Consider the following 22581-nt stretch of genomic DNA (forward strand, 5'->3'; position numbering starts at 1 on the left):
ACACTGAACGAAGACCGAACTCGAGACCGAAGAACAGGAATTTCGCATGATCGGCGCTCTCGCCCGCAAGTTTTTCGGCTCCGCCAACGACCGTCGGGTCAAGGGGTATCAGTCCCGCGTCAACGCCATCAACGCGCTGGAGCCCGAGCTCGTCAAACTGACGGACGATCAGCTCAAGGCCCGCACCGCCGAGTTCAAGCAGCAGCTCGCCAGCGGCAAGACGCTGGACGACATCCTGGTTCCGGCCTTCGCCACGGTGCGCGAGGCCGCCAAGCGGACGCTCGGCCAGCGCCATTTCGACGTTCAGCTGATCGGCGGCATGGTGCTGCACGAGGGCGACATCGCCGAGATGAAGACCGGCGAAGGCAAGACGCTGGTCGCAACGCTCGCGGTCTACCTGAACGCGCTCGCCGGCAAGGGCGTCCACGTCGTCACCGTCAACGACTACCTCGCCCGCCGCGACTCCGGCTGGATGGGCCAGATCTACGCCTTCCTGGGGCTGACCACCGGCGTGATCGTGCACGGCCTCGACGACGCCGAGCGCAAGGCCGCCTATGCCTGCGACATCACCTACGGCACCAACAACGAATACGGCTTCGACTATCTGCGCGACAACATGAAGTACCGCCTGGAGGACATGGTCCAGCGCGAGCACTACTACGCGATCGTCGACGAAGTGGACTCGATCCTGATCGACGAGGCGCGCACGCCGCTGATCATCTCCGGCCCGCTCGACGACCGCTCGGATTTCTACAACACGATCGACACCTTCATGCCGAATCTCGCCAAGAAGGACGACTACGAGGTCGACGAGAAGCAGCGCACGGTGACGCTGACCGAAGGCGGCATGGAGAAGCTGGAGAACCTGCTGCGCGACGCCGGCCAGCTCAAGGGCGACTCGCTTTACGACGTCGAGAACGTCTCCGTCGTGCATCACGTCAACCAGGCGCTGCGCGCGCACACGCTGTTCACGCGCGACAAGGACTACATCGTCCGCGACGACGAGGTCGTCATCATCGACGAGTTCACCGGCCGCATGATGCAGGGCCGCCGCTATTCGGAAGGCCTGCACCAGGCGCTGGAAGCCAAGGAGCACGTCACGGTCCAGCCCGAGAACCAGACGCTGGCCTCGATCACCTTCCAGAACTATTTCCGGATGTACCAGAAGCTGTCCGGCATGACCGGCACGGCGCTGACCGAAGCCGACGAACTGTTCGACATCTACAAGCTCGAGGTCGTTGAGATCCCGACTAACCTGCCGGTGGCGCGCCTTGACGAGGACGACGAGGTCTACCGCACCCAGAACGAGAAATACGCCGCGATCCTTGCCGAGATCGAGCGCGCCAACAAGCGGCTGCAGCCAGTGCTGGTCGGCACGGCGTCGATCGAGAAGTCGGAAGTGCTGGCCGAGTACCTGAAGAAGCACGGCTACAAGCAGATCGACTTCACGTCCGAATCCGGCATGGAGAAGCTCTATGCCGCGGCGCGCGCCGGCAAGCCGGCAAAGCTGTTCGCGGTGCTGAACGCGCGCTTCCACGAGCAGGAAGCCTATATCGTCGCGGAAGCCGGTGTGCCGGGCGCGATCACGATCGCGACCAACATGGCCGGCCGCGGCACCGACATCAAGCTCGGCGGCTCGCTCGAGATGCGGATCCAGCAGGAGACCGCCGGGATCACGGATGAGGCCGAGAAGGCCAAGAAGATCGAGCAGATCAAGGCCGACATCGAGCGCTTCCGCGAGATCGTGCTGAAGGCGGAAGAGGATTTCGAGGTCGAGCCCGCCAAGGGCAACAAGCCCGCGAAAACCGTGAAGAAGCCGGGCGGCCTCTACATCATCGGCTCCGAGCGTCACGAATCCCGCCGCATCGACAACCAGCTGCGCGGCCGTTCCGGCCGTCAGGGCGATCCCGGCCGCTCGAAGTTCTTCCTGTCGCTGGAAGACGATCTGATGCGCATCTTCGGCTCCGATCGGCTCGACAGCATGCTGCAGCGGCTCGGCCTGCAGGAAGGCGAAGCCATCATCCATCCCTGGATCAACAAGGCGCTCGAGAAGGCGCAGCAGAAGGTCGAGGCGCGCAACTTCGACATCCGCAAGAACCTCTTGAAGTTCGACAACGTCCAGAACGACCAGCGCAAGGTGATCTTCGACCAGCGCGTCGACCTGATGAAGGACGACAGCGTCGTCGAGACCGTGACCGACATGCGCCATGCCTTCGTCGAGGACGTGGTCGCCAAATACATTCCCGAGCACGCCTATGCCGAGCAGTGGGACACTGCGGGCCTCAAGGACGAGCTGAAGCGCGTGCTCGATGTCGATCTGCCGGTTGACGAATGGGCCAAGGAAGAGGGCATCGCCGACGAGGAGCTGCTGACCCGCATCGAGACCCACGTCGACGAGCGCATGGCGGCGAAGGTCGCGCAATGGGGTCCCGACGTGATGCGTTACGTCGAGAAGACCATCCTGCTGCAGACGCTGGACCATCTCTGGCGCGAGCACCTGATCATGCTCGACCACCTGCGCCAGGTGATCGGGCTGCGCGGCTATGGCCAGCGCGATCCGTTGCAGGAGTACAAGACCGAGGCCTTCAACCTGTTCCAGGAGATGAGCGCGCATCTGCGCGAGGCCGTCACCGCGCAGCTGATGCGGGTCGAGATCGTGCCGCCGGAGGAGCCGCCGCAGCCGCTGCCGCTGATGGAAGCGCACAAGCTCGATCCCAACACCGGCGAGGACGAGTTCGCGCAGGCCCGCCTGACCGAGGCGACCTACGCCCAGGCCTCGCTGGCGCCGGGGATGATTGCCACCGACCGCGATCCGAACGATCCGGCGAGCTGGGGCAAGGTCGGCCGCAACGAGGACTGCCCCTGCGGGTCTGGCAAGAAGTACAAGCACTGCCACGGCCGGTACGCGTAGCCGCCGCGCGCGCCGACGCCGCGGGCGACTGGCCCGCCCGTCGAGCCGCAGCGCCTTCAGCCGGCGAAGGCCCTGTCGAGATCGGCGATCACGATCTTCTGCATCTTCAGCATCGCCTGCATCGCGCGGTCGGCTGCCTTGCGATCGGGGGCGCTGAGATAGCGGCCGAGCGCGGTCGGGATCACCTGCCAGGACAGGCCGAAGCGGTCCTTGAGCCAGCCGCAGCGCGATTCCTGGCCGCCGTCGGTGAGCTTCTCCCAGAAGTAGTCCACCTGCTCCTGGGTCTCGACGCTCAGGAAGAACGACACCGCCTCGTTGAACTTGTGCTGCGGCCCGCCATTGAGCGCGTGGAACCGCTGCCCTTCGAGCTCGAAGCTCGCCATGAAATCGCTGACGGTCTCGATCTTGGCGTTCGGAAACACCGATTGGTAGAAGGCAACCGCGTCGCGGACGTTGTTGTCGAGCCAGAGGAACGGCGTGATCGAAGTCATGACGGGAAATCCTCACTAACGAGTAATCGGGTGGACCAGCGCGGCCAAGCGCGAAGGCTGCGCCGCAGGGCGCGCCCCAAGGACGCACCAAACCGCCGCATCCCGACATTTTCCTGCCGGTCTTTTTTCGATGGTTTCGGTAAGAGCGCGCCGGGCCGGCGCTGGCCTAATTGGCGCTGCCGATCAGGCTTTCCAGCAGGCGCTTGAGCTCGGTGGTCGACTTGTCGCCATAGCTCTCGACGATGTGCTCCTCCTGGCTCACCGCGAGCGAGTTGAGCCGCCGGCACAGCGCCTTGCCGCGGTCGGAGACGAACATCAGCACCTTGCGGCGATCCTTGGGATCCTGGACGCGATAGACCAGCGCGTCCGACACCATGCGGTCGATCATCTTGGTCAGCGTCGGATGGTTGAGCAGCACAGCATCCGCAAGCTCGCCCATCGAGTGGCCGTTGCCGTCGGACAGCACCTTCAGGATGCGCCACTGCTCGACCGGCACGCCTTCCTTGGCGAGCCGCGTCTCCAACTGCCGGTTGATCTCCCGGTTGGCTTGCGCCAGCAGGTAGGCGAGATGTTCGGTGATCGGGGAATTTTCTTTCGGCGGTTTAGCCACGGCGTGAGACCTGGTTCCTGACCCGGTGAATGAATGTCCGGCAACTCATGCCGTTTCTATATGCACTTCAATTGTTGAATATTCAATATTTTCACCTAGGATATTCCCCCAACCAAGGGGCGGATGCCGCGACCGCCCGCTGGCTGCGTTGCGTACTGCTTCCCAGACAGGAGTTGGCGTGCTCTCGACGGTCTCTTTCCAGGCGTATGGCGGCATGCCCGTCGCGCCGCCGCTGCTGTTTCGAAATCCGTCGTCCTGCGCGGCCGATCTCGCTTTGACCCTCAAGCCCGGCTCGTCGCGCCGTCGCGGCACCGACAGCAAGCTTCGAATCGGCAATTTCATCACCTTCTCCGGCGCGCCCGGGATCTGGGGGCCGATCTCCGCCAACAGCGTCATGCTCGCGGTCGCCGAGATCAACCGCCGCGGCGGCATCCGCGGCCGCGAGGTCGAATTGTCGATGTACGACGCCGGCGGCCCGATCGAGGAGGTGGTGCGCCGCGCCGAGCGGGCGATCGCGTTCGACGAGATCGACGTGATCATGGGCTCGCATATCTCGGCGGTGCGCCTCGCGCTGCGCAAGGTCACGGCCGGCCGCATCCCCTATGTCTACACGCCGGTCTATGAGGGCGGCGAGAGGACGCCCGGCGTGATGGCGATCGGCGAGACGCCGCGCGCCGAGAGTCGCCCGGCGATCCACTGGCTCACCGAGGTCAAGAAGACGCAGCGCTGGTATCTGATCGGCAGCGATTATGTCTGGCCCTGGCAGTCGCATCGCGCGGTGAAGCGCTATATCAAGGAGGCCGGCGGCCATGTCGTCGGCGAGGAATTCGTTCCGCTCGGCGAGGACAATCACGAGCCGCATCTGGCGCGGATTCGCGCCGCCAAGCCCGACGTCGTGCTGATCAGCCTGATCGGCACCGACAGCATCACCTTCAACCGCGCCTTCGCCGAGGCGGGGCTTGCGGCGACCACGCTGCGTTACGCCGGCGCGATGGACGAGACCGTGATGCTCGGCATCGGCCCGGACTCGACCGAGAACCTGTTCTGCGCCTCCGGCTATTTCGGCTGCATCGATTCGCGCGCCAATGACGACTTTCGGACCAGTTACCGCGCGATGTTCGGGGCGCATGCGCCGCCGATCGGTTCGGTCGGGCAGTCCAATTATGAGGGGATGCGCTTTCTCGAGGCGGCGGCCAATCAGGCGCGCTCGCTGTCGATCGGACCGTTGTCCGCCGCAGCGCACAACCTCGTCTACAGCGGCGCGCGCGGCACCGTCACCATCCGCGACGGCCGCGCCGAGATGCCGATCTATCTTGCCGAGGCCGACGGTCTCGACTTCAATGTGATCAGGACGATCTAGATGGACCGGGCGATGCCGCGCTCGCCGCGCGGCTTGCCGGTGCCAGACAGGAGCAGGTGTGCATTCGACGCCCTACGTCATGGCCCGAACCTCGAGCAACAGGTATGGCGGCCTTCCATGCCCGCCTTCCCTGCTGTTCCGGAACCTGACGTCGGCGCGGTCCGATCGCGTATTTTCACCGATGGATCGGGACGGTTTCGGTCCGCGCGGTGCGCGCAGCCGGCTTCGGATCGCCGGCTTCGTCTGCTGCACCGGTTCGCCCGGGATGTGGGGACCGGCCGCGACCTCGAGCGCACAGCTCGCCGTCGCCGACATCAACCGGCGCGGCGGCATCCTCGGCCGCGAGGTCGAGTTCTCGGTCTATGACGCCGGCGGACCGATCGAGGACGTGCTCGATCGCGCCGAGCAGGCGATCGCATCCGACGACGTCGATCTCATCATGGGCATGCACACCAGCGCGGTGCGCGTCGCGTTGCGTGGCCTGATCACCCGCAGCAAGATCCCCTACATCTACACGCCGGTCTATGAGGGTGGCGAGCGGACGCCGGGCGTCATTGCGATCGGCGAGACGCCGCGCTGGCAGAACCGGCCGTCGATCCACTGGCTGGCCGAGGCGAAGCGCGCCTCGCGCTGGTACCTGATCGGCAGCGATTATGTCTGGCCATGGCAGTCGCACCGCGCGGTGAAGCGTTACATCAAGGAGACCGGCGGTCTCGTGGTCGGCGAGGAGTTCGTGCCGGTCGGCGAGGATAATCACGAGGCGCAGCTGGAACGCATCCGCGCCGCGAAGCCCGATGTCGTGCTGATCTCGCTGATCGGCACCGACAGCGTGACCTTCAACCGCGCCTTCGCCGATGCCGGCCTTGCCGCTACCACGCTGCGCTTTGCCGGCTGTTTCGACGAGACGGCGCTGCTCGGCATCGGCGCCGACAAGACCGAGAACCTGTACTGCGCCTCCGGCTATTTCCCCTCCGTCGGCTCGCAGGCCGGCGACGATTTCAGGGACCGCTATCGCGCGATGTTCGGGGCGTTCGCGCCGCCGGTCGGCTCGTGCAGCGAGTCCGCCTATGAAGGGTTCTGCCTGCTCGAGGCCGCCGCCAAGCGCGCCGGCACGCTGGACATGCGGCCGCTGCTCGCGGCGGCGGACAACCTCGTCTATCGCGGCCCGCGCGGTCCGGTCACGGTGCACAGCGGCCATGCCAGGATGCCGATGTATCTTGCCGAAGCCGATGGTCTCGACTTCAGGGTGATCAAGCCGATCTGAGCAGTGCGACGGCGTCGCCGGAAGGTTTTGCGAAATAATACTTGAAAAGGAAAATATTTCCGTTTTCAATACAACAACGGGGTGAGCGGTTCGCGCGGGCAACGCGCCGCTGCACCTGCCTCGAAGGATCAAATCCAAAGATCAAAAGCTATCAGGAGAGCGCCGTGACCGTCGTCCTTCCCACACCAACGCAACTTCGTGCCGTCGCCGAGCAGTGCGGCCTGTCACTGACCGATGAGGATGTGGCCTCGTTCCGCGGCCTGATGCAGGGCTCGATCGACGCCTACAACGTGATCGCCGCGATGCCGGACGAACTGCCTGCGGTGAAATATCCGCGCACGCCCGGCTATCGCCCGGCGCCAGAGGAGAACCCGCGCAACGCCTGGTACTACAAGTCGACCGTGAAGGGCGCGGCCTCCGGCAAGCTCAAGGGCAAGACGGTGGCGCTGAAGGACAACATCATGCTGGCCGGCGTGCCGATGACGAACGGCTCGTCGACGCTGGAAGGCTATATCCCCGATTTCGACGCCACCATCGTCACGCGCATGCTCGATGCGGGCGCCGAAATCGCCGGCAAGACCCATTGCGAGCACTTCTGCCTGTCCGGCGGCAGCCACACCAACTCCTACGGAGCGGTGCACAATCCGCACAAGATGGGCTACTCGGCCGGCGGCTCGTCGTCGGGCTCCGGCGTCGTGGTCGCGCTCGGCGAGGTCGACATGGCGATCGGCGGCGACCAGGGCGGCTCGATCCGCATGCCGTCCTCGTTCTGCGGCACCTACGGCATGAAGCCGACCTGGGGCCTCGTGCCCTATACCGGCATCATGCCGATCGAGATTTTCGTCGACCACACCGGACCGATGACCGCGACTGTGGAGGACAACGCGCTGCTGCTCGAGGTGATCGCCGGTGACGACGGCTACGATCCGCGCATCAAGGCGCCCAAGGTCGAGGATTACACCAAGGCGCTGGGCAAGGGCGTCAAGGGCATGAAGATCGGCATCCTCAAGGAAGGTTTCGAGCAGCCGACCGCGGAAGCCGCGGTCAATGAAAGCGTGCGCGAGGCGGCCAAGCGTTTCAAGGACCTCGGTGCGTCGGTCGACACCGTGTCGATCCCGATGCACATGGTCGGCCCCGCGATCTGGACCCCGATCGGCACCGAAGGCCTGACCCAGACCATGATGTTCGGCGACGGCTACGGCCTCAGCCGGCCCGACCTCTATTCGACCTCGCTGATGGATTTCCATCGCGGCTGGCGCCGCCAGGCGGATTCGCTGTCGGAGACCACCAAGCTGTTCATGATGCTCGGCACCTACATCAACAACAGCTTCGGTCCGCGCTTCTACGGCAAGGCGCTCAACATCTCGCGCCGCCTCACCGCGGCCTATGACAAGGCATTCAAGGATTACGACCTGCTGCTGCTGCCGACCACGCCGATGAAGGCGCCGCCTTTGCCGGCGGCCAATGCCAGCCGCGAGGACTATGTCGCCCGCGCGCTCGAGATGATCACCAACACCGCGCCGTTCGACATCACCCATCACCCGGCGATGTCGCTGCCCTGCGGCATGGTCGATGGCCTGCCGGTCGGGTTGATGCTGGTCGGCCGGATGTTCGAGGAATCCACCATCTACCGCGCCGCGCACGCCTTCGAGCAGGCCGGCGACTGGAAGAAGATGTGAGGCGCCGCTTGTTGCAGACGCAGGCTGGATGGATCGAACGCCGGATCGAACGACATGGCTAGCACTTTTGCCGCGGCGTTCGAGATCGTGAGCTTCGGCGCGATCATCGTGCTGGTGGTGCTCGGGCTCGGCATCATCGCCAGCATGATGGGCATCTTCAACTTCGCGCAGGGCGAGTTCGTCCTGCTCGGGGCCTATGTCACCTATCTGGCCTACGCCCATGGCGCACCGGTCTGGGCCGGCATGGTCGCGGCGCCCTTCGTGGTCGGCGCGATCGGCTTCGTGCTCGAGGCGCTCATAATCCGGCGCTTCTACGCCGCGCCGATCGTGGCGATGCTCGGCACCTATGCGCTCGGCCTGATCATCCGCGAAAGCGTGCGCGGCCTGATCGGCGGCTTCTATCTCACGGTGCCGGAGCCGATCGGCGGCTCGATCGACCTCGGCTCGGTCCACATCTCGGCCTGGCGCTTCACCATCATCGTGATCACGCTGTTGGTGATGGGTGGCTGCTATCTCTTGCTGGCGCGCACCTCGTTCGGGCTTCGGGTCCGCGCCACGCTGGAGAATCCGGCGCTGGCGCGCGCGTCGGGCATCTCGACGCCCCTGATCTACGGGGCGACCTTCGCGTTCGGCGCGGCACTGGCCGGGCTTGCCGGCGCGCTGATCGTGCCGGTGTTCAGCCTGTTTGCCGACCTCGGCATCCGCTTCCTGATCCAGGGCTTCGTCGCCGTGATGGTCGGTGGGGTCGGCTCCTTCATCGGTCCGGTCGCCGGCGCCGGTGTGATCGGCACGCTCAGCGCGGCGCTGCCATGGGTGATGTCTCCGGTCGTCGCCGACGTCCTCGTCTTCGTGCTCGCAATTGCCTTCATCAAATTCCGCCCGCAGGGCCTCATATCGGGAAAAGGGGTTTAGTCAGATGTTCGATCGCACCAATCTCACGCGCCGCCGCTTCATGAGCAATTTCGCGTTCGCGACCGGCGCGCTCGCGACCGGGGTCGGCAGCTGGGTGGTCAGGCCCGACTGGGCCAACGCCGCCGAGGGACCGATCAAGGTCGGCATCGCGACCGACCTGACCGGCCCGATCGCCTATGCCGGCAACGCCGACGCCAACGTCGCCAAGATGGTGATCAAGGAGATCAACGCCGGCGGCGGCCTGCTCGGCCGGCCGCTCGAGCTCTATATCGAGGACACCGCCTCGAACGAATCGGTCGCGGTCGGCAATGTCCGCAAGCTGATCCAGCGCGACAAGGTCGACATGGTGCTCGGCGGCATCACCTCGTCGATGCGCAACGCGATCAAGGATCCGATCGTGGCGCGCGGCAAGACGCTCTACATCTATCCGCAGCTCTACGAGGGCAAGGAGTGCACGCCCTATCTGTTCTGCACCGGACCGACCCCGGCGCAGCAATGCGACACCTTCATTCCCTGGCTGATCAAGAACGGCGGCAAGAAATTCGCGCTGCCGAGCGCCAACTATGTCTGGCCGCACACGCTCAACGTCTACGCCCGCAAGGTGATCGAGTCGAGCGGCGGCGAGGTGGTGTTCGAGGAATACTACCCGCTCGACCAGGTCGACTTCTCGGCCACCGTCAACCGCGTCATCTCCAACAAGGTCGACGTCGTCTTCAACACCGTGATCCCGCCCGGCGTCGGTCCGTTCTTCAAGCAGCTCTATGAAGCCGGCTTCCTCAAGAACGGCGGGCGGCTCGCCTGCGTCTACTATGACGAGAACACGCTCAACATCAATCAGGCCAACGAGATCGAGGGCCTTGCGAGCTGCCTCGACTATTTCAAGGTGCTGACCAAGGAGGATCCGTTCGACGCCAAGCTCCAGGCAGCCTATGAGAAGGATTTCCCCGGCAACTTCCTGTTCGCGGCCGGCAGCGCCGCCACCGGAACCTATCGCGGCCTCAAGCTGTGGGAGGCGGCGGTCAAGGAGGCCGGCAAGGTCGACCGCGACTCCGTTGCGGCCGCGCTCGACCACGCCAAGATCGCCGAAGGGCCGGGCGGACCGGCGGAGATGGTGCCGGGCAAGCGTCATTGCAAGATGAAGATGTACACCGCTGTTGCCAAAGGCGGGAACTATGAGATCGTCGCGCGCAGCGACGGTCTCGTTGATCCCAAGGAATGCTGAGCGATCCATGGTTGGAGCAAGAGAGGCTGTCGCACGCGTCGGTGAGGAACCAGATGTCGTGACGGGCGAGGGTGCACCGGCCGCAAGCGCGCCGGCGGGACGGGTATCGGCAGGATGGAAGGTCCTGCCGATCGTGGAAGGGCTGGTGCTGCTGATCGCACTGGTCCTGCCATGGGTGCTGCAGGACTATCTGACGGTGTTCGCCACCCGCGTGGTGATCCTCGCGTTGTTCGCCCTGTCGTTCGACCTGGTGTGGGGCTATGCCGGCATCATGAGCTTCGGCCAGGCGCTGTTCTTCGGCGCCGCCGGCTACGGCGTGGCGCTCTTGGCACGCGATCTCAATGTCACCTCGATCCTCCTGATCCTGCCTGCCGGCACGCTGATCGGGCTCACTGCGTCGCTGCTGCTCGGCGGCTTCCTGCTGCTCGGGCGTTATCCCTCGAGCGTGATCTTCGTCTCGCTCGGCACCCTCACCGGCTCCTATGCCGCGGACCGGCTGGCGCGCGGCTGGTATTATCTCGGCGGCCAGAACGGCATCCCGTCGATCCCGCCGCTCACCCTCGGCAGCTACGAGTTCGAGGAGGGCCCGATCTACTACTACATGGTGCTCGGCATCCTCGTGGTCGTCTACCTGCTCTGCCGCTTCCTGGTGCGCTCGCAATTTGGCCTCGCGCTCGCGGGGCTGCGCGAGAACGAGCAGCGCATCGCCTTCTTCGGCTACAAGGCGCAGCACCTGAAGGCGATCATCTTCGCGGTCGGCGGCACCATCGCCGGTCTCGCCGGCAGCCTCTATGCCTTCCACGAGGGCTTCGTCTGGCCCAACATGCTGGGCGTCGTGTTCTCGACCCAGGTCGTGCTCTACGTCCTGTTCGGCGGCTCCGGCACGCTGATCGGCGCCGTGATCGGCACCGTGATCATCGAGGGCGTCAGCTTCTGGCTGTCGGACAATTACCGCGACGTCTGGCCGATCATCCTCGGCGTGCTGCTGCTGCTCGTCATCATGTTCCGGCCGCTCGGGCTGATCTCCTTCGTGCTCGGCGAGCGCGAGCGGGTCGGCAGTTTCGGCAAAGCCCCGAAGGAGACCGGCAATGCCGCTCCTTGAGGCGCAAGGCATCAGCAAAGTGTTCGGCAAGCTGACCGCGCTCGACGGTGCGGCGCTGACCGTCGGCGAGAACGAGTTCCACGGCCTGATCGGCCCGAACGGCTCGGGCAAGAGCACGCTGATGAAATGCGTCGCCGGCGCCGAGGTGCCGACCACCGGCAAGGTCAGCTTCATCAACACCGACATCACGGCGTTCACGCCGACCGAGCGCGCCCGCGCCGGCATGAGCCTGAAGTTCCAGATCACCTCGGTGCTGCCGACGCTGACGCTGTATGACAACATCCTGCTGGCGCTGCAGGCGCACTGCTCGCTGTTCGACCTGGTGCTGTCGCGCACCCGCAAGAAGCTGCACGATCAGGTGATGACGATGCTGACCCAGTTCCGGCTCGCCGATCGCGCGCATGATGCCGCCGCGGCGCTGTCGCACGGCCAGCAGCAATGGCTCGAGATCGCGATGGCGCTCGCCGGCAAGCCACGGCTGTTGCTGCTGGACGAGCCGACCGGCGGCATGAGCCTCGAGGAGCGCCGCGTCACCGGCGAGCTGTTGCAGCCGATCAAGCAGCATTGCTCGCTCGTCATCGTCGAACACGACCTCGATTTCATCCGCGACATCTGCGACCGCCTCACCGTGCTCGACCAGGGCAAGGTGCTGGCCTCGGGAACGGTCGCGGAAATCCAGGCCAACAAAAGCGTCCAGGAGATCTATCTTCGCCGTGCCTGAGCAAACCTTCCTCGATATCCGGCATCTCGATGCCGGTTATGGCCGCAGCCAGGTCCTGTTCGATGTCAACATCGGCATTCCCTGGCGCGGCGGCGTCGCCGTGCTCGGCCGCAACGGCGCCGGCAAGACCACGCTGATGAAGACCATCGTCGGCGAGCTCACGAGCTCGCAGGGCGAGTTGTTCTTCGACGGCCGCGACATCACCCGCCGCCGCACCGAGGAGCGGGTGCGCTCCGGCATCGGCTATGTGCCGCAGGAGCATTCGGTGTTCGCCCGCCTGTCGGTGCGCGACAACCTCGCGGTCGGGTCGCTGTTCAATTCCGATGCCAGCGCGGTCGATCGCGTGCTGACGATCTTCCCGAAACTCGGCCAGCGGCTCGACCAGCCGGCCGGCACGCTGTCCGGCGGCGAGCGCAAGATGCTGGCGATCGGCCGCGCCATGCTCGGCAATCCGAAGCTGCTGCTGCTGGACGAGCCGACCGAAGGCGTCTGGATCGGCGTGATCGAGGAGATCACCGAACGGCTGATCGAGCTCGCCAAAAGCATCTCGGTCGTGATCGTCGAGCAGCATCTCGACCTCGCGCTGCGCGTCGCCGACTATGCCTATGTGCTGGACCGCGGCCGCGTCGCGCTGCAGGGCGGCGCGAGCGAGGTGCGGAGCGATCCCGAACTGCTGCGCTATCTGGCGCCGTAGCAGGCTTCAGTGCGGCAGGCGATCGGCCTTGCGGCCGATCACGCCGTCTCCCGGCGTCCGCCGTGCCGATCGCATCTCGCGACGCACATACCAGGTCGCGACCGAGCAGATCAGCCAGGCCAGCGATGCGGCGATGAAGGCGGCCGGCACGCTGCGATCGACCGTCAGCAGGAAGACGACAGCAAATGCCAGCATGCCGACCGCGCCGAGCGCAGCGCCCGCCGCATCGAGCGCCGCGGCCTGCTGCCCGCGCCACGTGCCATCGAGGCCGGCGTTCCGCTTGCGGCGGATTTCATGCTTCTCGATCAGGGTGGCGCTGGCGCAGAAGATGGCGGGGAGTGCAAGAAAGGCGCCGCCGACATAGGCGCCGCAAGTGCTGCTGATCAGGCCGGTCAGGACAGTGGCGCCGCCACCGAGCACGAAGCGGATCAGATATTCGGTCCAGCGGCTTTCCCTGAGCGAGGACAGTGAGACGCGGACCGGTGTCATGCCTGTCCTCCGGCAACGCCCAGCAAGCCGAAGACGATCGCGAGCCAGACGACAAGCGCCAGCAAGGTGGCGGGGGCAGCGCGGAGCCTCGCGCGAATCAGCAATTGGCAGACCACGAAGCTATAGATGGCAAGCGCAACGGCGCCAGCCATCATCGCGCGGCTCTGCAGGCCGGCATAGTCGGTGCCGTGCTGGTACACGGCGATGCCGAGGGTGGCGAGCGCAACCGACGGCGCCGCGCCGAACAGCCCGGCGAAGCTCTTCGGACGCAGCACGTCACCCAGCATCGCGAAGGCCGACACCACGGCCCCGCCCACGAGAAAGCGGATGACATATTCGCTCATCGCGCCTTGCCCCGCGGTGGATCGTCACCGGGATAGCCGGTCCACAATCGCAGCAGCCGCTCGAGAAGTGCTCCGAGCCCGAATCCCGCGATCACGTCGCTCGTCCAGTGTGCGAGAACCATAATGCGCGTCAGCGAGAGGCCGACCGCGAGTGCCTGGATTGGGCGGCGCGCGCCGGCGGGCAATGTCGCTGCCGCCGACGCCAGCGCGCCCATATGCAGCGCGTGGCCGGATGGGAAGGCGTCGTCGCGCCTGCCAGAGATCGGGATGCCGTTGGCATGGCCGGCCACGGTCAGGCGATCCGGGCGAGTCTGGTTGAACAGCAACTTCAGGCCATGCGGCAGCAGCGATGCTGCGACCGTCACCAGCAGCGCGTGATTGCCGGCGCGCTCGAGCGAGGCGCCGCGCCCGCGTGAGGCGAGCCAGCCTGCGGCGGCGAGCACAAGCAGGACCTTTTCGTCAGCGCCCCAGGTCAGCGTGCGGGCGATCTCTTCCGGCGCAGGTGCGGTGTTGCGGGCGATCGCACGCGCGATCATGGCGTCCGCCGCGGTCGGGCGAATGGTGATCGGGAAGGGGGCGCCTCGATGGCGGCGTGCGCGAACTCGGGCTGTCGTATGCATGATCAGGTTCCCATCCAACGCACCAGGCGCGGCATGGGTCCTAACCGGCGTGCAAGGAACCAAATGCAGATCGATGCTCTTGAACTCTTGCCCGTCTCGACCTGATCCCAAGGCTCAATCCCGAGGTTTCGCGCGCTAACCGGGATGCACGGCGGGCGATGGATTGTAGGCGGGAGAGGTCTCGATGAAGGAGCCGGACGTTCGCAAGGGGATGCCGCCGGTCAAGCTTTCGCGCGATGAATTCGAACGGCGCTACCGCAAGCGATTTGCCGATCCGGTCGTTCAATCCATGCAGACGGAGCTTGCGACAATCCTCGCCGGCGCCTGGGACGCCTATCGTCATTCGCGCAAGGCGCCGGTTACCCGCAAGGCCGGCCCCGGTTTTGCCGATCCCGACTATGATCTCGCGGTCGATTGGCTGTCCGCGCGCGATGCCATCGATGAAGGGCAGCGCAGGCACGACGATCCAAACGAAGCGCCGCATATCCTGCTGATCAACGGCTCCTCGCGCAGCGAACATACGTGTCCCGGCGAGATGTCCAAAAGCTGGCGCATGGTCGAGATCGCCGAGGCCGCCTTCCGCGAGATGGGCTTGGCGGTCGATGTGCTCGATCTGTCGCGGCTGACGTCCGAGTTCGGCAGGGAGATTCACCCCTGCAAGTCCTGCGTGTCGACCTCGATGGCGCTTTGCCACTGGCCGTGCAGCTGCTATCCGAACCACTCGCTCGGGCAAACCGACGACTGGATGAACGAGATCTATCCGCTGTGGGTGCGCGCGCACGGCATCATGATCATCTCGCCGGTCAACTGGTACCAGACGCCGACCGGACTCAAGGCGATGATCGATCGCCTGGTCTGCGCCGATGGCGGCAATCCCGATCCGACCTCGACCCACGGCAAGACCGCGAGCAAAGCCAAGGCGCTCGAACTCAAGGGCTGGCCATACCCCAAGCATTTGCGCGGCCGGCATTTCGGCATCGTGGTCCACGGCGACAGCGTCGGTGCGGAAACATGCCGCCGCTTCCTTGCGGACTGGCTCACCGACATGGAGTTGATCTCGGCCGGCGGCAGGGCCGAAATCGATGGCTATGTCGGCTACATGAAGCCCTATGCGACGTCGCACCGCGATCTCGACGAAGACAGGGCCTTCCAGGAACAGGTGCGCAATGTCGCGCTGGCGCTCGGCGCCGCCGTCGACCTCGCGCGCACCGGGCATCTGGAAGATCCCGGCAAGGGGCTTGAGGACCCGCGGCCGAAGTAGGATGGAATCCGGGTTCCCAAAGGAACGAAGCGCCCCGGCTGCCCGTTAGGCCGCGGGAGGAAGTCACAATGCGCTATATTTCGATTGCAGCTCTTGTTGCTGCTGCGGTGATGAGCAGCAGTGCCGCGTTGGCGCAGCATTCCGGTACGCCATCGGAACAGAGCGCGTGCACCCGCGATGCACAGCGCTTCTGCCGGAAGGACCTCGGCAATGACGGTGCCGTGCAGAACTGTCTTCAGATGAAGCGGGCCAGCCTGAGCCGAAGCTGCAAGAAGGTTTTCGAAAGCCACGGAATGTAACGGTCAACGTGCATGCGACGGTGACGGAGCGTGGTGTTCGAACCTGCGAGCGTGGCGGTGCGGCAGCGACGAGGCGTCTGCGCGCGGTACTGACGAAAGCACGCAACGCGGACGGCGAAATCGTGCAGGCCTGACGCTTTGGGTGCGATCGGCGCCCGGCTTTCCCTGCGCGCTCTGCCAACGGAGAGGGCGGAACGAAGAGCAAAGCTCGGACAAATCATGTCGCGAGAACGTTGTGGTGTGACTCGCAGACCGCGCCACACACTCAATGTCGTCCTGGCGAAAGCCAGGACCCATTACCCCAAATGAGAGTTGTTGCGCGACGCTGGGGCCACGATCCCATTCACGATCAAGTTCGGTGGTTATGGGTCCCTGCTTTCGCAGGGACGACGGCTGGAAATAGTTTGCGCTACAGCAGCATTGCGACGAGCGGCAGCGAGCTGTCTTCGCGCAGACGCGCCCCGCCTACTTCACCGCCGAGAAGCGGGTGTCGAACGAGTTGGTCTGCACCACAGGCGCGGAGCCGGCGAGTTGGGTCGACGACGACGGGGCCGGTGCAGCGGCTGCGGCCGTGGTCATTGCGGGCTTCGGCGCGGGCTTGGCGGCCTGCTTCGGCTCAGCCTTGGGGGCGACGCGAACCACTGATTGCGGCTTGGTCTCGGCGACCTTGGGCTTGGCCGGGGCAGCAGCGGCCGGAGCCGGCGGCGCGGTCGTCTTGCTGGCGTCGGCGGTGCCGCCGATGCCGACCTTGCGCGCGAAGCTGGAGAAGAAGCCTTCGGACTTGTCAGAGGTGGATTTGTCAGAGGCGGACTTGTCAGAGGCGGATTTGTCGGACGGGTTCGCCGAGGCAATGCGGGTGCCGGCTGACGATGCGGTGGACGACGTCGTCGCCACGACCGGCTCTTCCTGCTGGACCGCGAGATTGGGCTTCGGCGGATTGACCGTACCGGGGATCGTGCCGGGCGCGCGTGCCAGCGACATCGATGCCAGCGCCTGGCTGTCGCCGCCTTCGGAGAGGCCGGTGTTTCCTTCCGGAATCTTCGAGGCGAAGATCGCGTTCATGCCGCCGTCGATGCCGGTGTTGAGGCGCGCAACGGGCGTGCCCTTGGACACCAGCTTGGCGGTCTCGGCGGCGTCCTTCTGCTCCTTCTCGTGCACGGCGCTCGCGATCTCCTCGGGGATCACATAGGCCGGGCACCTCGCGGAGGCGTCGAACACCGGATCGCGTGTCGCGCCCGGCGCCTTCACCGCGTCGAACACGTACTTCTTTTCGCAGAAGTCGACCCTCGGCTCCTGCTTGGTCACCTCGAAATGATCATAGCCTTCCTTGATCATCTTCCAGAAAGGCATGTTCGGATTGTTGCGGTGCTTGGCCATGTTCACCGGCGTCATCCGGAACGGATAGGCCTGCAGCTGGAACGCCTTCTGGCCGCCGAAGAAGGATTCGCGGCCGAGCGAGTAGATCTCTGCGATCTGCTCGTCCGTCATTGCGTAGCAGCCGCGCGAGGAGCAATCGCCGTGCACCATCAGCTGCGAGCCGGTGCGGCCGAGCGCCTTGTCGAAGGCGTTGGGATAGCCGGTGTTGAACGACAGGTAATAGGCCGATTGCGGGTTCATCTGGCTCGGGTTGATCGAATAGAACCCTTCGGGCGCCTGGCGGTCGCCTTCGCGGACCTTCGGACCGAGGTCGCCCGACCAGCGGCAGATCGGATAGGTCTTGAGCAGCGCGAACTGGCCGGAGCGGTTTTGCTTCCAGACCTCGAGCTCGGCCTCCTGCTTGAACAGCCGCACCAGGATCGGCGACTGCATGTCCATGTCCTTTTCGGTCATGGCAGCGACGAGCTTTGGCGGGACCGGCTGGTTGGCCTTGGCGTTCTGCGCGAGCGAGATCTGGTCGCTGTCACAACCGGCGAGCATGACGCCTGCGGCGAGGACCGCCGAGGTCAGAAGCGCGCGTACGAGCGTGCGATGAGTCAAGTCCGAGCTCCACACCCACCGGGCGATTTTCGCGACCCCAACACGGCGAATATGCCCTGAAGCCATTGTGTAAAATATTAGCCTTCGACGACCCCTGCTCGCAACCTGAACCGGGGCGGACAGCCCTCACGGTAGCAGGCATGGTTCAAGGAATGTTAAAGACCCGGCTCGGGGCCCAATTAGGGCAAAATTGGTCGATTTGGGCGAAAAATCGGGCGGTTTGGGTGCCTCAGCCGAGCTTGCGGCCGATATCGAGAAACTTCTGGCGCCGCTGTTTGCGAATCGCGTCCGGATCAAGATTTCGTAGGTCGTTGAGCGCCTGGGCGATGGCATCGCCCGTGGTCGCGATCATCGCGCCCGGGTCGCGATGAGCGCCGCCGGAGGGCTCCTTCAGGATCTGGTCGATCACGCCGAAGCGCAGCATGTCCTGGGCGGTGATCTTCATGCTGTTGGCGGCTTCCTGCGCCTTGGTGCCGTCGCGCCACAGGATCGAGGATGCCGCCTCCGGCGAGATCACGCTGTAGATCGCGTGCTCCATCATCAGGACGCGGTTCGCCGTGGTGATGGCGATGGCGCCGCCCGACATGCCTTCGCCGGTGACGATCGCGACATTGGGCACACCGAGCGACAGGCAGGCGTCGGTCGAGCGCGCGATCGCCTCGGCCTGGCCGCGTTCCTCGGCGCCGATGCCGGGATAGGCGCCGGCGGAATCGACGATCGACAGCACCGGGATGCCGAACCGGTCGGCCATTTCCATCAGGCGCACCGCCTTGCGGTAGCCTTCGGGGCGCGCCATGCCGAAATTGTGCTTGATGCGGCTCTCGGTGGTGGCGCCCTTCTCCTGGCCGACCACACAGATGCTCTCGCCGCGGAAGCGGCCGAAGCCGCCGACCAGGGCCTCGTCGTCGGCGAATTTGCGGTCGCCGGCCATCGGCGTGAATTCGGTGATCAGGCCGCCGATGAAATCGGTGAAGTGCGGTCGCTGCGGATGCCGCGCCACCAGCGTCTTCTGCCACGGCGTCAGATTGGAATAGAGCTCGGTGAGCGCCTGCGCCGCCTTGTCCTCGATCCGCGCGACCTCGTCGCCGATGTCGCTGCCGCTCGCGGCAAGCGTGCGCAACTCGTCGATCTTGGATTCAAGCTCGGCGACAGGTTTTTCGAAGTCGAGATAGCTGCGCATCGGGTCGGGCATCAACTCAATATAGGGAAGATCGGTGCGAGGGGCGAAGCGGTTTCGGCGTCGGAAAGAGAAGCTTTGTAACTTCAAACGGTTAACGCGCATCCGGGTGGAATGCACGCTTCGGGATCGCAAGCAGGTGACGCTCTTTCTGCGGAGACGAAGCGGAAGTCAAGGCGGATCAGATGAAGGTATCGAGGTCTCCACGCGCGTAGCCCGGATGGAGCGAAGCGCAATCCGGGGAGCTATATCGACCGATATTCCATTCCCGGATTTCGCTGCGCTTCATCCGGGCTACGGATCCCTAGGACTTCTCCGCCAACGGATGCAGGTCGCGGACCAGGCTCTTCAGCCGCTCCTCGACCACATGGGTGTAGATCTGGGTGGTCGAGATGTCGGTGTGGCCGAGCAGGGTCTGCACGATGCGCAGGTCCGCGCCATTGTGCAGCAGATGGCTGGCAAACGCATGACGCAGCACGTGCGGGGAGACCAGCCGCGGCGCAAGGCCGGAGGCGCTCGCGAGCTCCTTCAGATCGCGGGCGAAATGCTGCCGGGTCAGATGGCCGCTCTCGCCGGAGGACGGAAACAGCCATTTCGCCGGCGCGGCCTTCTTCGCCTTCGGCTGCATCACCTCCAGCGCTGCGAGATAGTCTGCCATCGCCTGGCGCGAGGCGTCGTTCAGCGGCACCAGCCGCTCCTTGTTGCCCTTGCCGCGCACCACGATCATCCGCGCATCGCGCCGCGCCGCCGAGACCGGCAGCGACACCAGCTCGGAGACGCGCAGGCCGGTGGCGTAGAGCACCTCGAGCAGGCAATACAGCCGCAGCGCGCGCAGCCGCTGCGCCGGCGAGACGTCGGTCTGGGTCAGTTCCTTGGCGCGGGTCAGCATGCGGTCGACATCGGCGATCGACAGCACCTTGGGCAGGCCGCGGCCGCGCTTCGGGCCGGACAGGATCGCGGCCGGATCGTCGGTGCGGACCCGCTCATTGAGCAGGAAACGGTAGAGATGCCGCATCGCCGACAGCCGCCGCGCCACGCTGGTCGACTTGAAGCCTCTGACATCGAGGTCGGCGAGGTAGCCACGCAGCGTCTCGGTGTCGGCGCTGGTGAAATCGGCGCCGGCATGGGCGAGGTAGTCGGAGAAATCGGTGAGGTCGCGCCGGTAGGCGTCGAGCGTGTTGGCGCCTGCGCCCTGTTCCGCGGCGAGCATGTCGAGGAACAACGCGGTCAGTCTGGCGTCGGAGGACTTGGCGAGGGTCTTGGCGGGATTTTTGGCAGCAGCGGGCATGCCGGAATCATAGCGTCTATTTCTTGAGGAACTTATCCGGTGGGATGGTCACCGTCATTTCCCGCGGTTTCGGGTGCACGAAATTCGCCAGCGCGAAGACGATGCCGTAGCCGATCCCGAAAATCACGGCGACGACCGTCAGGAAGCGGAACAGGCTGGGCATGGAGGCGACTCGGGCGGCGAATTAACCAATGAAATCATCCAACATGTTCCCCGCGCGGTTGCAAGAGTCGCTGGTAAGGGTGTCGCCGGGGGTAGTATAGGTGGCTCGAATTCTGAACAATTCGTCCCAATATCCGAGCTTTTTGATGTCCGACGCAGCCGTACCGGCGCCCACCCACCCGACCCTGGAGGCCGACATCGCGGCCGCGCTGGGGACGCGGTCGATCGTGCTGGTCGGCATGATGGGGGCCGGCAAGTCGACCATCGGCCGGCGGGTGGCGGCGCGACTCAAGCTGCCGTTCACCGATGCCGACACCGAGATCGAGGCGGCGGCGGACATGACGATCCCGGAGATCTTCGAGAGCAAGGGCGAGCCGTATTTCCGCGACGGTGAGGCGCGGGTGATCGCCCGCATCCTCGGCAATGGCCCGGTCGTGCTGGCGACCGGCGGCGGCGCCTTCATGCGCGAGGAGACCCGCAACCGGATCCGCGACCGCGCGATCTCGATCTGGCTCAAGGCCGACAGTGATATCATCATGCGCCGGGTGCGCCGCCGCGCCGATCGTCCGCTGTTGCACACCCCCGACCCGGAGGCGACCGTCAACCGCCTGCTCAGCGAGCGCGAGCCGGTCTACGGCACCGCCGATTTGACGATTGCCTCGCGCGACGTGCCGCACGACCGCATCGTCGACGAATGCCTCGAGGCCCTGCATGCGCATCTGTGTGGTGCGCGTCCGGCCGACGAGCAACCACCTGTGATGGATTGAACGCGACCTCATGACTGCGCCCTTGAAACATTCCGCCTCCGTTACCGTCGACGTCGCGCTCGGCGACCGCGCCTATGACATCGTGATCGGCCGCGACGTGCTGCAGTCGCTCGGCGAGCGTGTCGCGGCGCTGCGGCCCGGCGTGCGTACCGCCATCGTCACCGACCGCACCGTCGCCAAGCACTGGCTGGAGCCGACCGAGGCATCGCTTGCCGCCGCCGGCGTGCCGACGTCGCGGATCGTCGTCGAGGAGGGCGAGGGCTCGAAGAGCTATGCCACGCTGACCGAGGTCAGCGAGGCGCTGATCGCGGCGAAGATCGAGCGCAATGACCTCGTCATCGCGCTCGGCGGCGGCGTGGTCGGCGATCTCGCCGGCTTCGCGGCCGCGATCCTGCGCCGCGGCGTCGATTTCGTGCAGGTGCCGACCTCGCTGCTGGCGCAGGTCGATTCCTCCGTCGGCGGCAAGACCGGCATCAACTCGCCGCAGGGCAAGAACCTGATCGGCGCATTCCACCAGCCGGTGCTGGTCATCGCCGACACCTCGGTGCTCGACACGCTGTCGCCGCGCCAGTTCCGCGCCGGCTACGCCGAGGTCGCGAAATACGGCATCCTCGGCGACGAGGCCTTCTTCGCCTGGCTCGAGAAGAACCACGCCGACATCTTCGCCGGCGGCGCCGGGCGCGAGCACGCGATCGCAACCTCCTGCCGCGCCAAGGCGGGCGTCGTCTCGCGCGACGAGCGCGAGACCGGCGAGCGGGCGCTGCTCAATCTCGGCCATACCTTCGGCCATGCGCTGGAAGCCGCAACCGGCTTCTCCGACCGGCTGTTCCACGGCGAGGGCGTCGCGGTCGGCATGGTGCTGGCGGCGGAATTCTCGGCGCAGCTCGGCATGATTTCGTCGGACGATGCGGGGCGCATCGCGCGTCATCTGTCCGCGGTCGGATTGCCGACGCGCCTGCAGGATATCGCAGGCTTCGCGCAGGAAGGCCTTGCCGACGCCGACGCGCTGCTGGCGCTGATGGCGCAGGACAAGAAGGTCAAGCGCGGCAAGCTCACCTTCATCCTGCTGGAGGCCGTCGGCCGCGCCGTGATCGCCAACAATGTCGAGCCGCAGCCGGTGCGCGACTTCCTGCAAGCCAAGCTGAAGGCCTAGACCGGGATGCCTTTCCTTCGGATCGTCATCCCGCTCTATCTTTTTGATTTGAGCATGATCTTTTCGGAAAACCGCTAC

Annotated in this window: 22 protein-coding genes; 13 read left to right on the top strand and 9 right to left on the bottom strand. The window is 65.5% G+C overall.

The window, feature by feature from the left end; genetic code table 11:
• The first annotated feature begins 46 nt into the window (after positions 1-46).
• Complete coding sequence (gene secA / locus J2R78_RS18615) at positions 47-2911, top strand: preprotein translocase subunit SecA (protein ID WP_253606055.1); 2865 nt, start codon at positions 47-49, stop codon at positions 2909-2911.
• A gap of 56 nt (positions 2912-2967) precedes the next feature.
• Here the strand turns inward: secA and J2R78_RS18620 are convergent, their stop codons facing one another.
• Positions 2968-3402, bottom strand: coding sequence for a VOC family protein (locus J2R78_RS18620; protein WP_092083116.1), 435 nt, complete (start codon positions 3400-3402; stop codon positions 2968-2970).
• 166 nt (positions 3403-3568) lie between these two features.
• Positions 3569-4012, bottom strand: coding sequence for a MarR family winged helix-turn-helix transcriptional regulator (locus J2R78_RS18625; RefSeq protein ID WP_016847408.1), 444 nt, complete (start codon positions 4010-4012; stop codon positions 3569-3571).
• Between the two features lie 178 nt (positions 4013-4190).
• Between J2R78_RS18625 and J2R78_RS18630 the strand changes: the two genes are divergently transcribed.
• From J2R78_RS18630 to J2R78_RS18665, 8 genes are all read left to right on the top strand, one after another.
• The gene (locus J2R78_RS18630) at positions 4191-5372 is read left to right on the top strand and encodes a substrate-binding domain-containing protein (protein ID WP_253606056.1); all 1182 of its coding nucleotides are present in this window, start codon (positions 4191-4193) and stop codon (positions 5370-5372) included.
• 79 nt (positions 5373-5451) lie between these two features.
• Entirely contained in the window at positions 5452-6636 is a 1185-nt protein-coding gene (locus J2R78_RS18635) for a substrate-binding domain-containing protein (protein WP_253609852.1), read from the top strand.
• Between the two features lie 164 nt (positions 6637-6800).
• Positions 6801-8315: an amidase gene (locus J2R78_RS18640; RefSeq protein ID WP_253606057.1), complete on the top strand. Its 1515-nt coding sequence runs from the start codon at positions 6801-6803 to the stop codon at positions 8313-8315.
• 54 nt (positions 8316-8369) lie between these two features.
• Positions 8370-9227, top strand: a complete 858-nt coding sequence (locus J2R78_RS18645) for a branched-chain amino acid ABC transporter permease (RefSeq protein WP_028337306.1) — start codon at positions 8370-8372, stop codon at positions 9225-9227.
• 4 nt (positions 9228-9231) lie between these two features.
• A complete protein-coding gene (locus J2R78_RS18650) occupies positions 9232-10449 on the top strand; it encodes a substrate-binding protein (RefSeq protein WP_253606058.1) in 1218 nt (405 codons plus the stop codon).
• A 7-nt stretch (positions 10450-10456) separates the two neighbouring features.
• Positions 10457-11551, top strand: a complete 1095-nt coding sequence (locus J2R78_RS18655; protein ID WP_253588262.1) for a branched-chain amino acid ABC transporter permease — start codon at positions 10457-10459, stop codon at positions 11549-11551.
• Positions 11538-12272 carry an ABC transporter ATP-binding protein gene (locus J2R78_RS18660; RefSeq protein WP_028343255.1) on the top strand — a complete coding sequence of 245 codons (735 nt, stop codon included), beginning with the start codon at positions 11538-11540 and terminating at the stop codon, positions 12270-12272. The genes J2R78_RS18655 and J2R78_RS18660 overlap by 14 nt, the downstream gene beginning before the upstream one ends.
• Positions 12265-12966 (top strand): ABC transporter ATP-binding protein, encoded by a 702-nt coding sequence (locus J2R78_RS18665; RefSeq protein ID WP_253606059.1) that lies wholly within the window; start codon positions 12265-12267, stop codon positions 12964-12966. The genes J2R78_RS18660 and J2R78_RS18665 overlap by 8 nt, the downstream gene beginning before the upstream one ends.
• Positions 12967-12972: 6 nt before the next feature.
• Here J2R78_RS18665 and J2R78_RS18670 read toward each other — a convergent pair whose 3' ends face one another.
• From J2R78_RS18670 to J2R78_RS18680, 3 genes are read right to left on the bottom strand one after another with little or no spacing between them, the layout of a single operon-like run.
• Positions 12973-13455, bottom strand: coding sequence for a DUF3147 family protein (locus tag J2R78_RS18670; protein WP_253606060.1), 483 nt, complete (start codon positions 13453-13455; stop codon positions 12973-12975).
• Positions 13452-13799: a DUF3147 family protein gene (locus J2R78_RS18675; protein WP_057015633.1), complete on the bottom strand. Its 348-nt coding sequence runs from the start codon at positions 13797-13799 to the stop codon at positions 13452-13454. The genes J2R78_RS18670 and J2R78_RS18675 overlap by 4 nt, the downstream gene beginning before the upstream one ends.
• Positions 13796-14419, bottom strand: a complete 624-nt coding sequence (locus J2R78_RS18680) for a phosphatase PAP2 family protein (RefSeq protein ID WP_253606062.1) — start codon at positions 14417-14419, stop codon at positions 13796-13798. The genes J2R78_RS18675 and J2R78_RS18680 overlap by 4 nt, the downstream gene beginning before the upstream one ends.
• A gap of 184 nt (positions 14420-14603) precedes the next feature.
• Here J2R78_RS18680 and J2R78_RS18685 point away from each other — a divergent pair, with 184 nt between their 5' ends.
• Positions 14604-15680: a flavodoxin family protein gene (locus tag J2R78_RS18685; protein WP_253606065.1), complete on the top strand. Its 1077-nt coding sequence runs from the start codon at positions 14604-14606 to the stop codon at positions 15678-15680.
• 68 nt (positions 15681-15748) lie between these two features.
• Positions 15749-15979: a hypothetical protein gene (locus J2R78_RS18690; RefSeq protein WP_253606066.1), complete on the top strand. Its 231-nt coding sequence runs from the start codon at positions 15749-15751 to the stop codon at positions 15977-15979.
• Positions 15980-16444: 465 nt separating this feature from the next.
• Here the strand turns inward: J2R78_RS18690 and J2R78_RS18695 are convergent, their stop codons facing one another.
• The 4 genes from J2R78_RS18695 to J2R78_RS18710 all read right to left on the bottom strand — a co-directional run bounded on the left by J2R78_RS18695 (position 16445) and on the right by J2R78_RS18710 (position 20584).
• On the bottom strand, positions 16445-17956 hold the full coding sequence (locus J2R78_RS18695) for a murein L,D-transpeptidase family protein (protein WP_253606068.1): 1512 nt from the start codon (positions 17954-17956) through the stop codon (positions 16445-16447).
• A gap of 229 nt (positions 17957-18185) precedes the next feature.
• Entirely contained in the window at positions 18186-19148 is a 963-nt protein-coding gene (locus tag J2R78_RS18700) for an acetyl-CoA carboxylase carboxyltransferase subunit alpha (protein ID WP_092083128.1), read from the bottom strand.
• 289 nt (positions 19149-19437) lie between these two features.
• On the bottom strand, positions 19438-20421 hold the full coding sequence (gene xerD / locus J2R78_RS18705; protein WP_057015546.1) for a site-specific tyrosine recombinase XerD: 984 nt from the start codon (positions 20419-20421) through the stop codon (positions 19438-19440).
• 16 nt (positions 20422-20437) lie between these two features.
• Positions 20438-20584 carry a hypothetical protein gene (locus J2R78_RS18710; RefSeq protein ID WP_016843561.1) on the bottom strand — a complete coding sequence of 49 codons (147 nt, stop codon included), beginning with the start codon at positions 20582-20584 and terminating at the stop codon, positions 20438-20440.
• A gap of 145 nt (positions 20585-20729) precedes the next feature.
• Here J2R78_RS18710 and J2R78_RS18715 point away from each other — a divergent pair, with 145 nt between their 5' ends.
• Together J2R78_RS18715 and aroB are read left to right on the top strand one after the other, a co-directional pair.
• Positions 20730-21350 (top strand): shikimate kinase, encoded by a 621-nt coding sequence (locus J2R78_RS18715; RefSeq protein WP_076824827.1) that lies wholly within the window; start codon positions 20730-20732, stop codon positions 21348-21350.
• Positions 21351-21360: 10 nt separating this feature from the next.
• On the top strand, positions 21361-22503 hold the full coding sequence (gene aroB, locus J2R78_RS18720) for a 3-dehydroquinate synthase (protein ID WP_253606070.1): 1143 nt from the start codon (positions 21361-21363) through the stop codon (positions 22501-22503).
• Positions 22504-22581 lie beyond the last annotated feature (78 nt).

Source organism: Bradyrhizobium sp. USDA 4538, assembly GCF_024171045.1.
GTDB lineage: Bacteria > Pseudomonadota > Alphaproteobacteria > Rhizobiales > Xanthobacteraceae > Bradyrhizobium > Bradyrhizobium australafricanum.

Coding starts and splice junctions, on each gene's coding strand:
- secA (WP_253606055.1), top strand. CDS start 47: ATGATCGGCGCTCTCGCCCGCAAGTTTTTCGGCTCCGCCAACGACCGT.
- J2R78_RS18620 (WP_092083116.1), bottom strand. CDS start 3,402: ATGACTTCGATCACGCCGTTCCTCTGGCTCGACAACAACGTCCGCGAC.
- J2R78_RS18635 (WP_253609852.1), top strand. CDS start 5,452: ATGGCCCGAACCTCGAGCAACAGGTATGGCGGCCTTCCATGCCCGCCT.
- J2R78_RS18645 (WP_028337306.1), top strand. CDS start 8,370: ATGGCTAGCACTTTTGCCGCGGCGTTCGAGATCGTGAGCTTCGGCGCG.
- J2R78_RS18650 (WP_253606058.1), top strand. CDS start 9,232: ATGTTCGATCGCACCAATCTCACGCGCCGCCGCTTCATGAGCAATTTC.
- J2R78_RS18655 (WP_253588262.1), top strand. CDS start 10,457: ATGGTTGGAGCAAGAGAGGCTGTCGCACGCGTCGGTGAGGAACCAGAT.
- J2R78_RS18660 (WP_028343255.1), top strand. CDS start 11,538: ATGCCGCTCCTTGAGGCGCAAGGCATCAGCAAAGTGTTCGGCAAGCTG.
- J2R78_RS18670 (WP_253606060.1), bottom strand. CDS start 13,455: ATGACACCGGTCCGCGTCTCACTGTCCTCGCTCAGGGAAAGCCGCTGG.
- J2R78_RS18675 (WP_057015633.1), bottom strand. CDS start 13,799: ATGAGCGAATATGTCATCCGCTTTCTCGTGGGCGGGGCCGTGGTGTCG.
- J2R78_RS18680 (WP_253606062.1), bottom strand. CDS start 14,419: ATGCATACGACAGCCCGAGTTCGCGCACGCCGCCATCGAGGCGCCCCC.
- J2R78_RS18685 (WP_253606065.1), top strand. CDS start 14,604: ATGAAGGAGCCGGACGTTCGCAAGGGGATGCCGCCGGTCAAGCTTTCG.
- J2R78_RS18690 (WP_253606066.1), top strand. CDS start 15,749: ATGCGCTATATTTCGATTGCAGCTCTTGTTGCTGCTGCGGTGATGAGC.
- J2R78_RS18700 (WP_092083128.1), bottom strand. CDS start 19,148: ATGCCCGACCCGATGCGCAGCTATCTCGACTTCGAAAAACCTGTCGCC.
- xerD (WP_057015546.1), bottom strand. CDS start 20,421: ATGCCCGCTGCTGCCAAAAATCCCGCCAAGACCCTCGCCAAGTCCTCC.
- J2R78_RS18710 (WP_016843561.1), bottom strand. CDS start 20,584: ATGCCCAGCCTGTTCCGCTTCCTGACGGTCGTCGCCGTGATTTTCGGG.
- J2R78_RS18715 (WP_076824827.1), top strand. CDS start 20,730: ATGTCCGACGCAGCCGTACCGGCGCCCACCCACCCGACCCTGGAGGCC.
- aroB (WP_253606070.1), top strand. CDS start 21,361: ATGACTGCGCCCTTGAAACATTCCGCCTCCGTTACCGTCGACGTCGCG.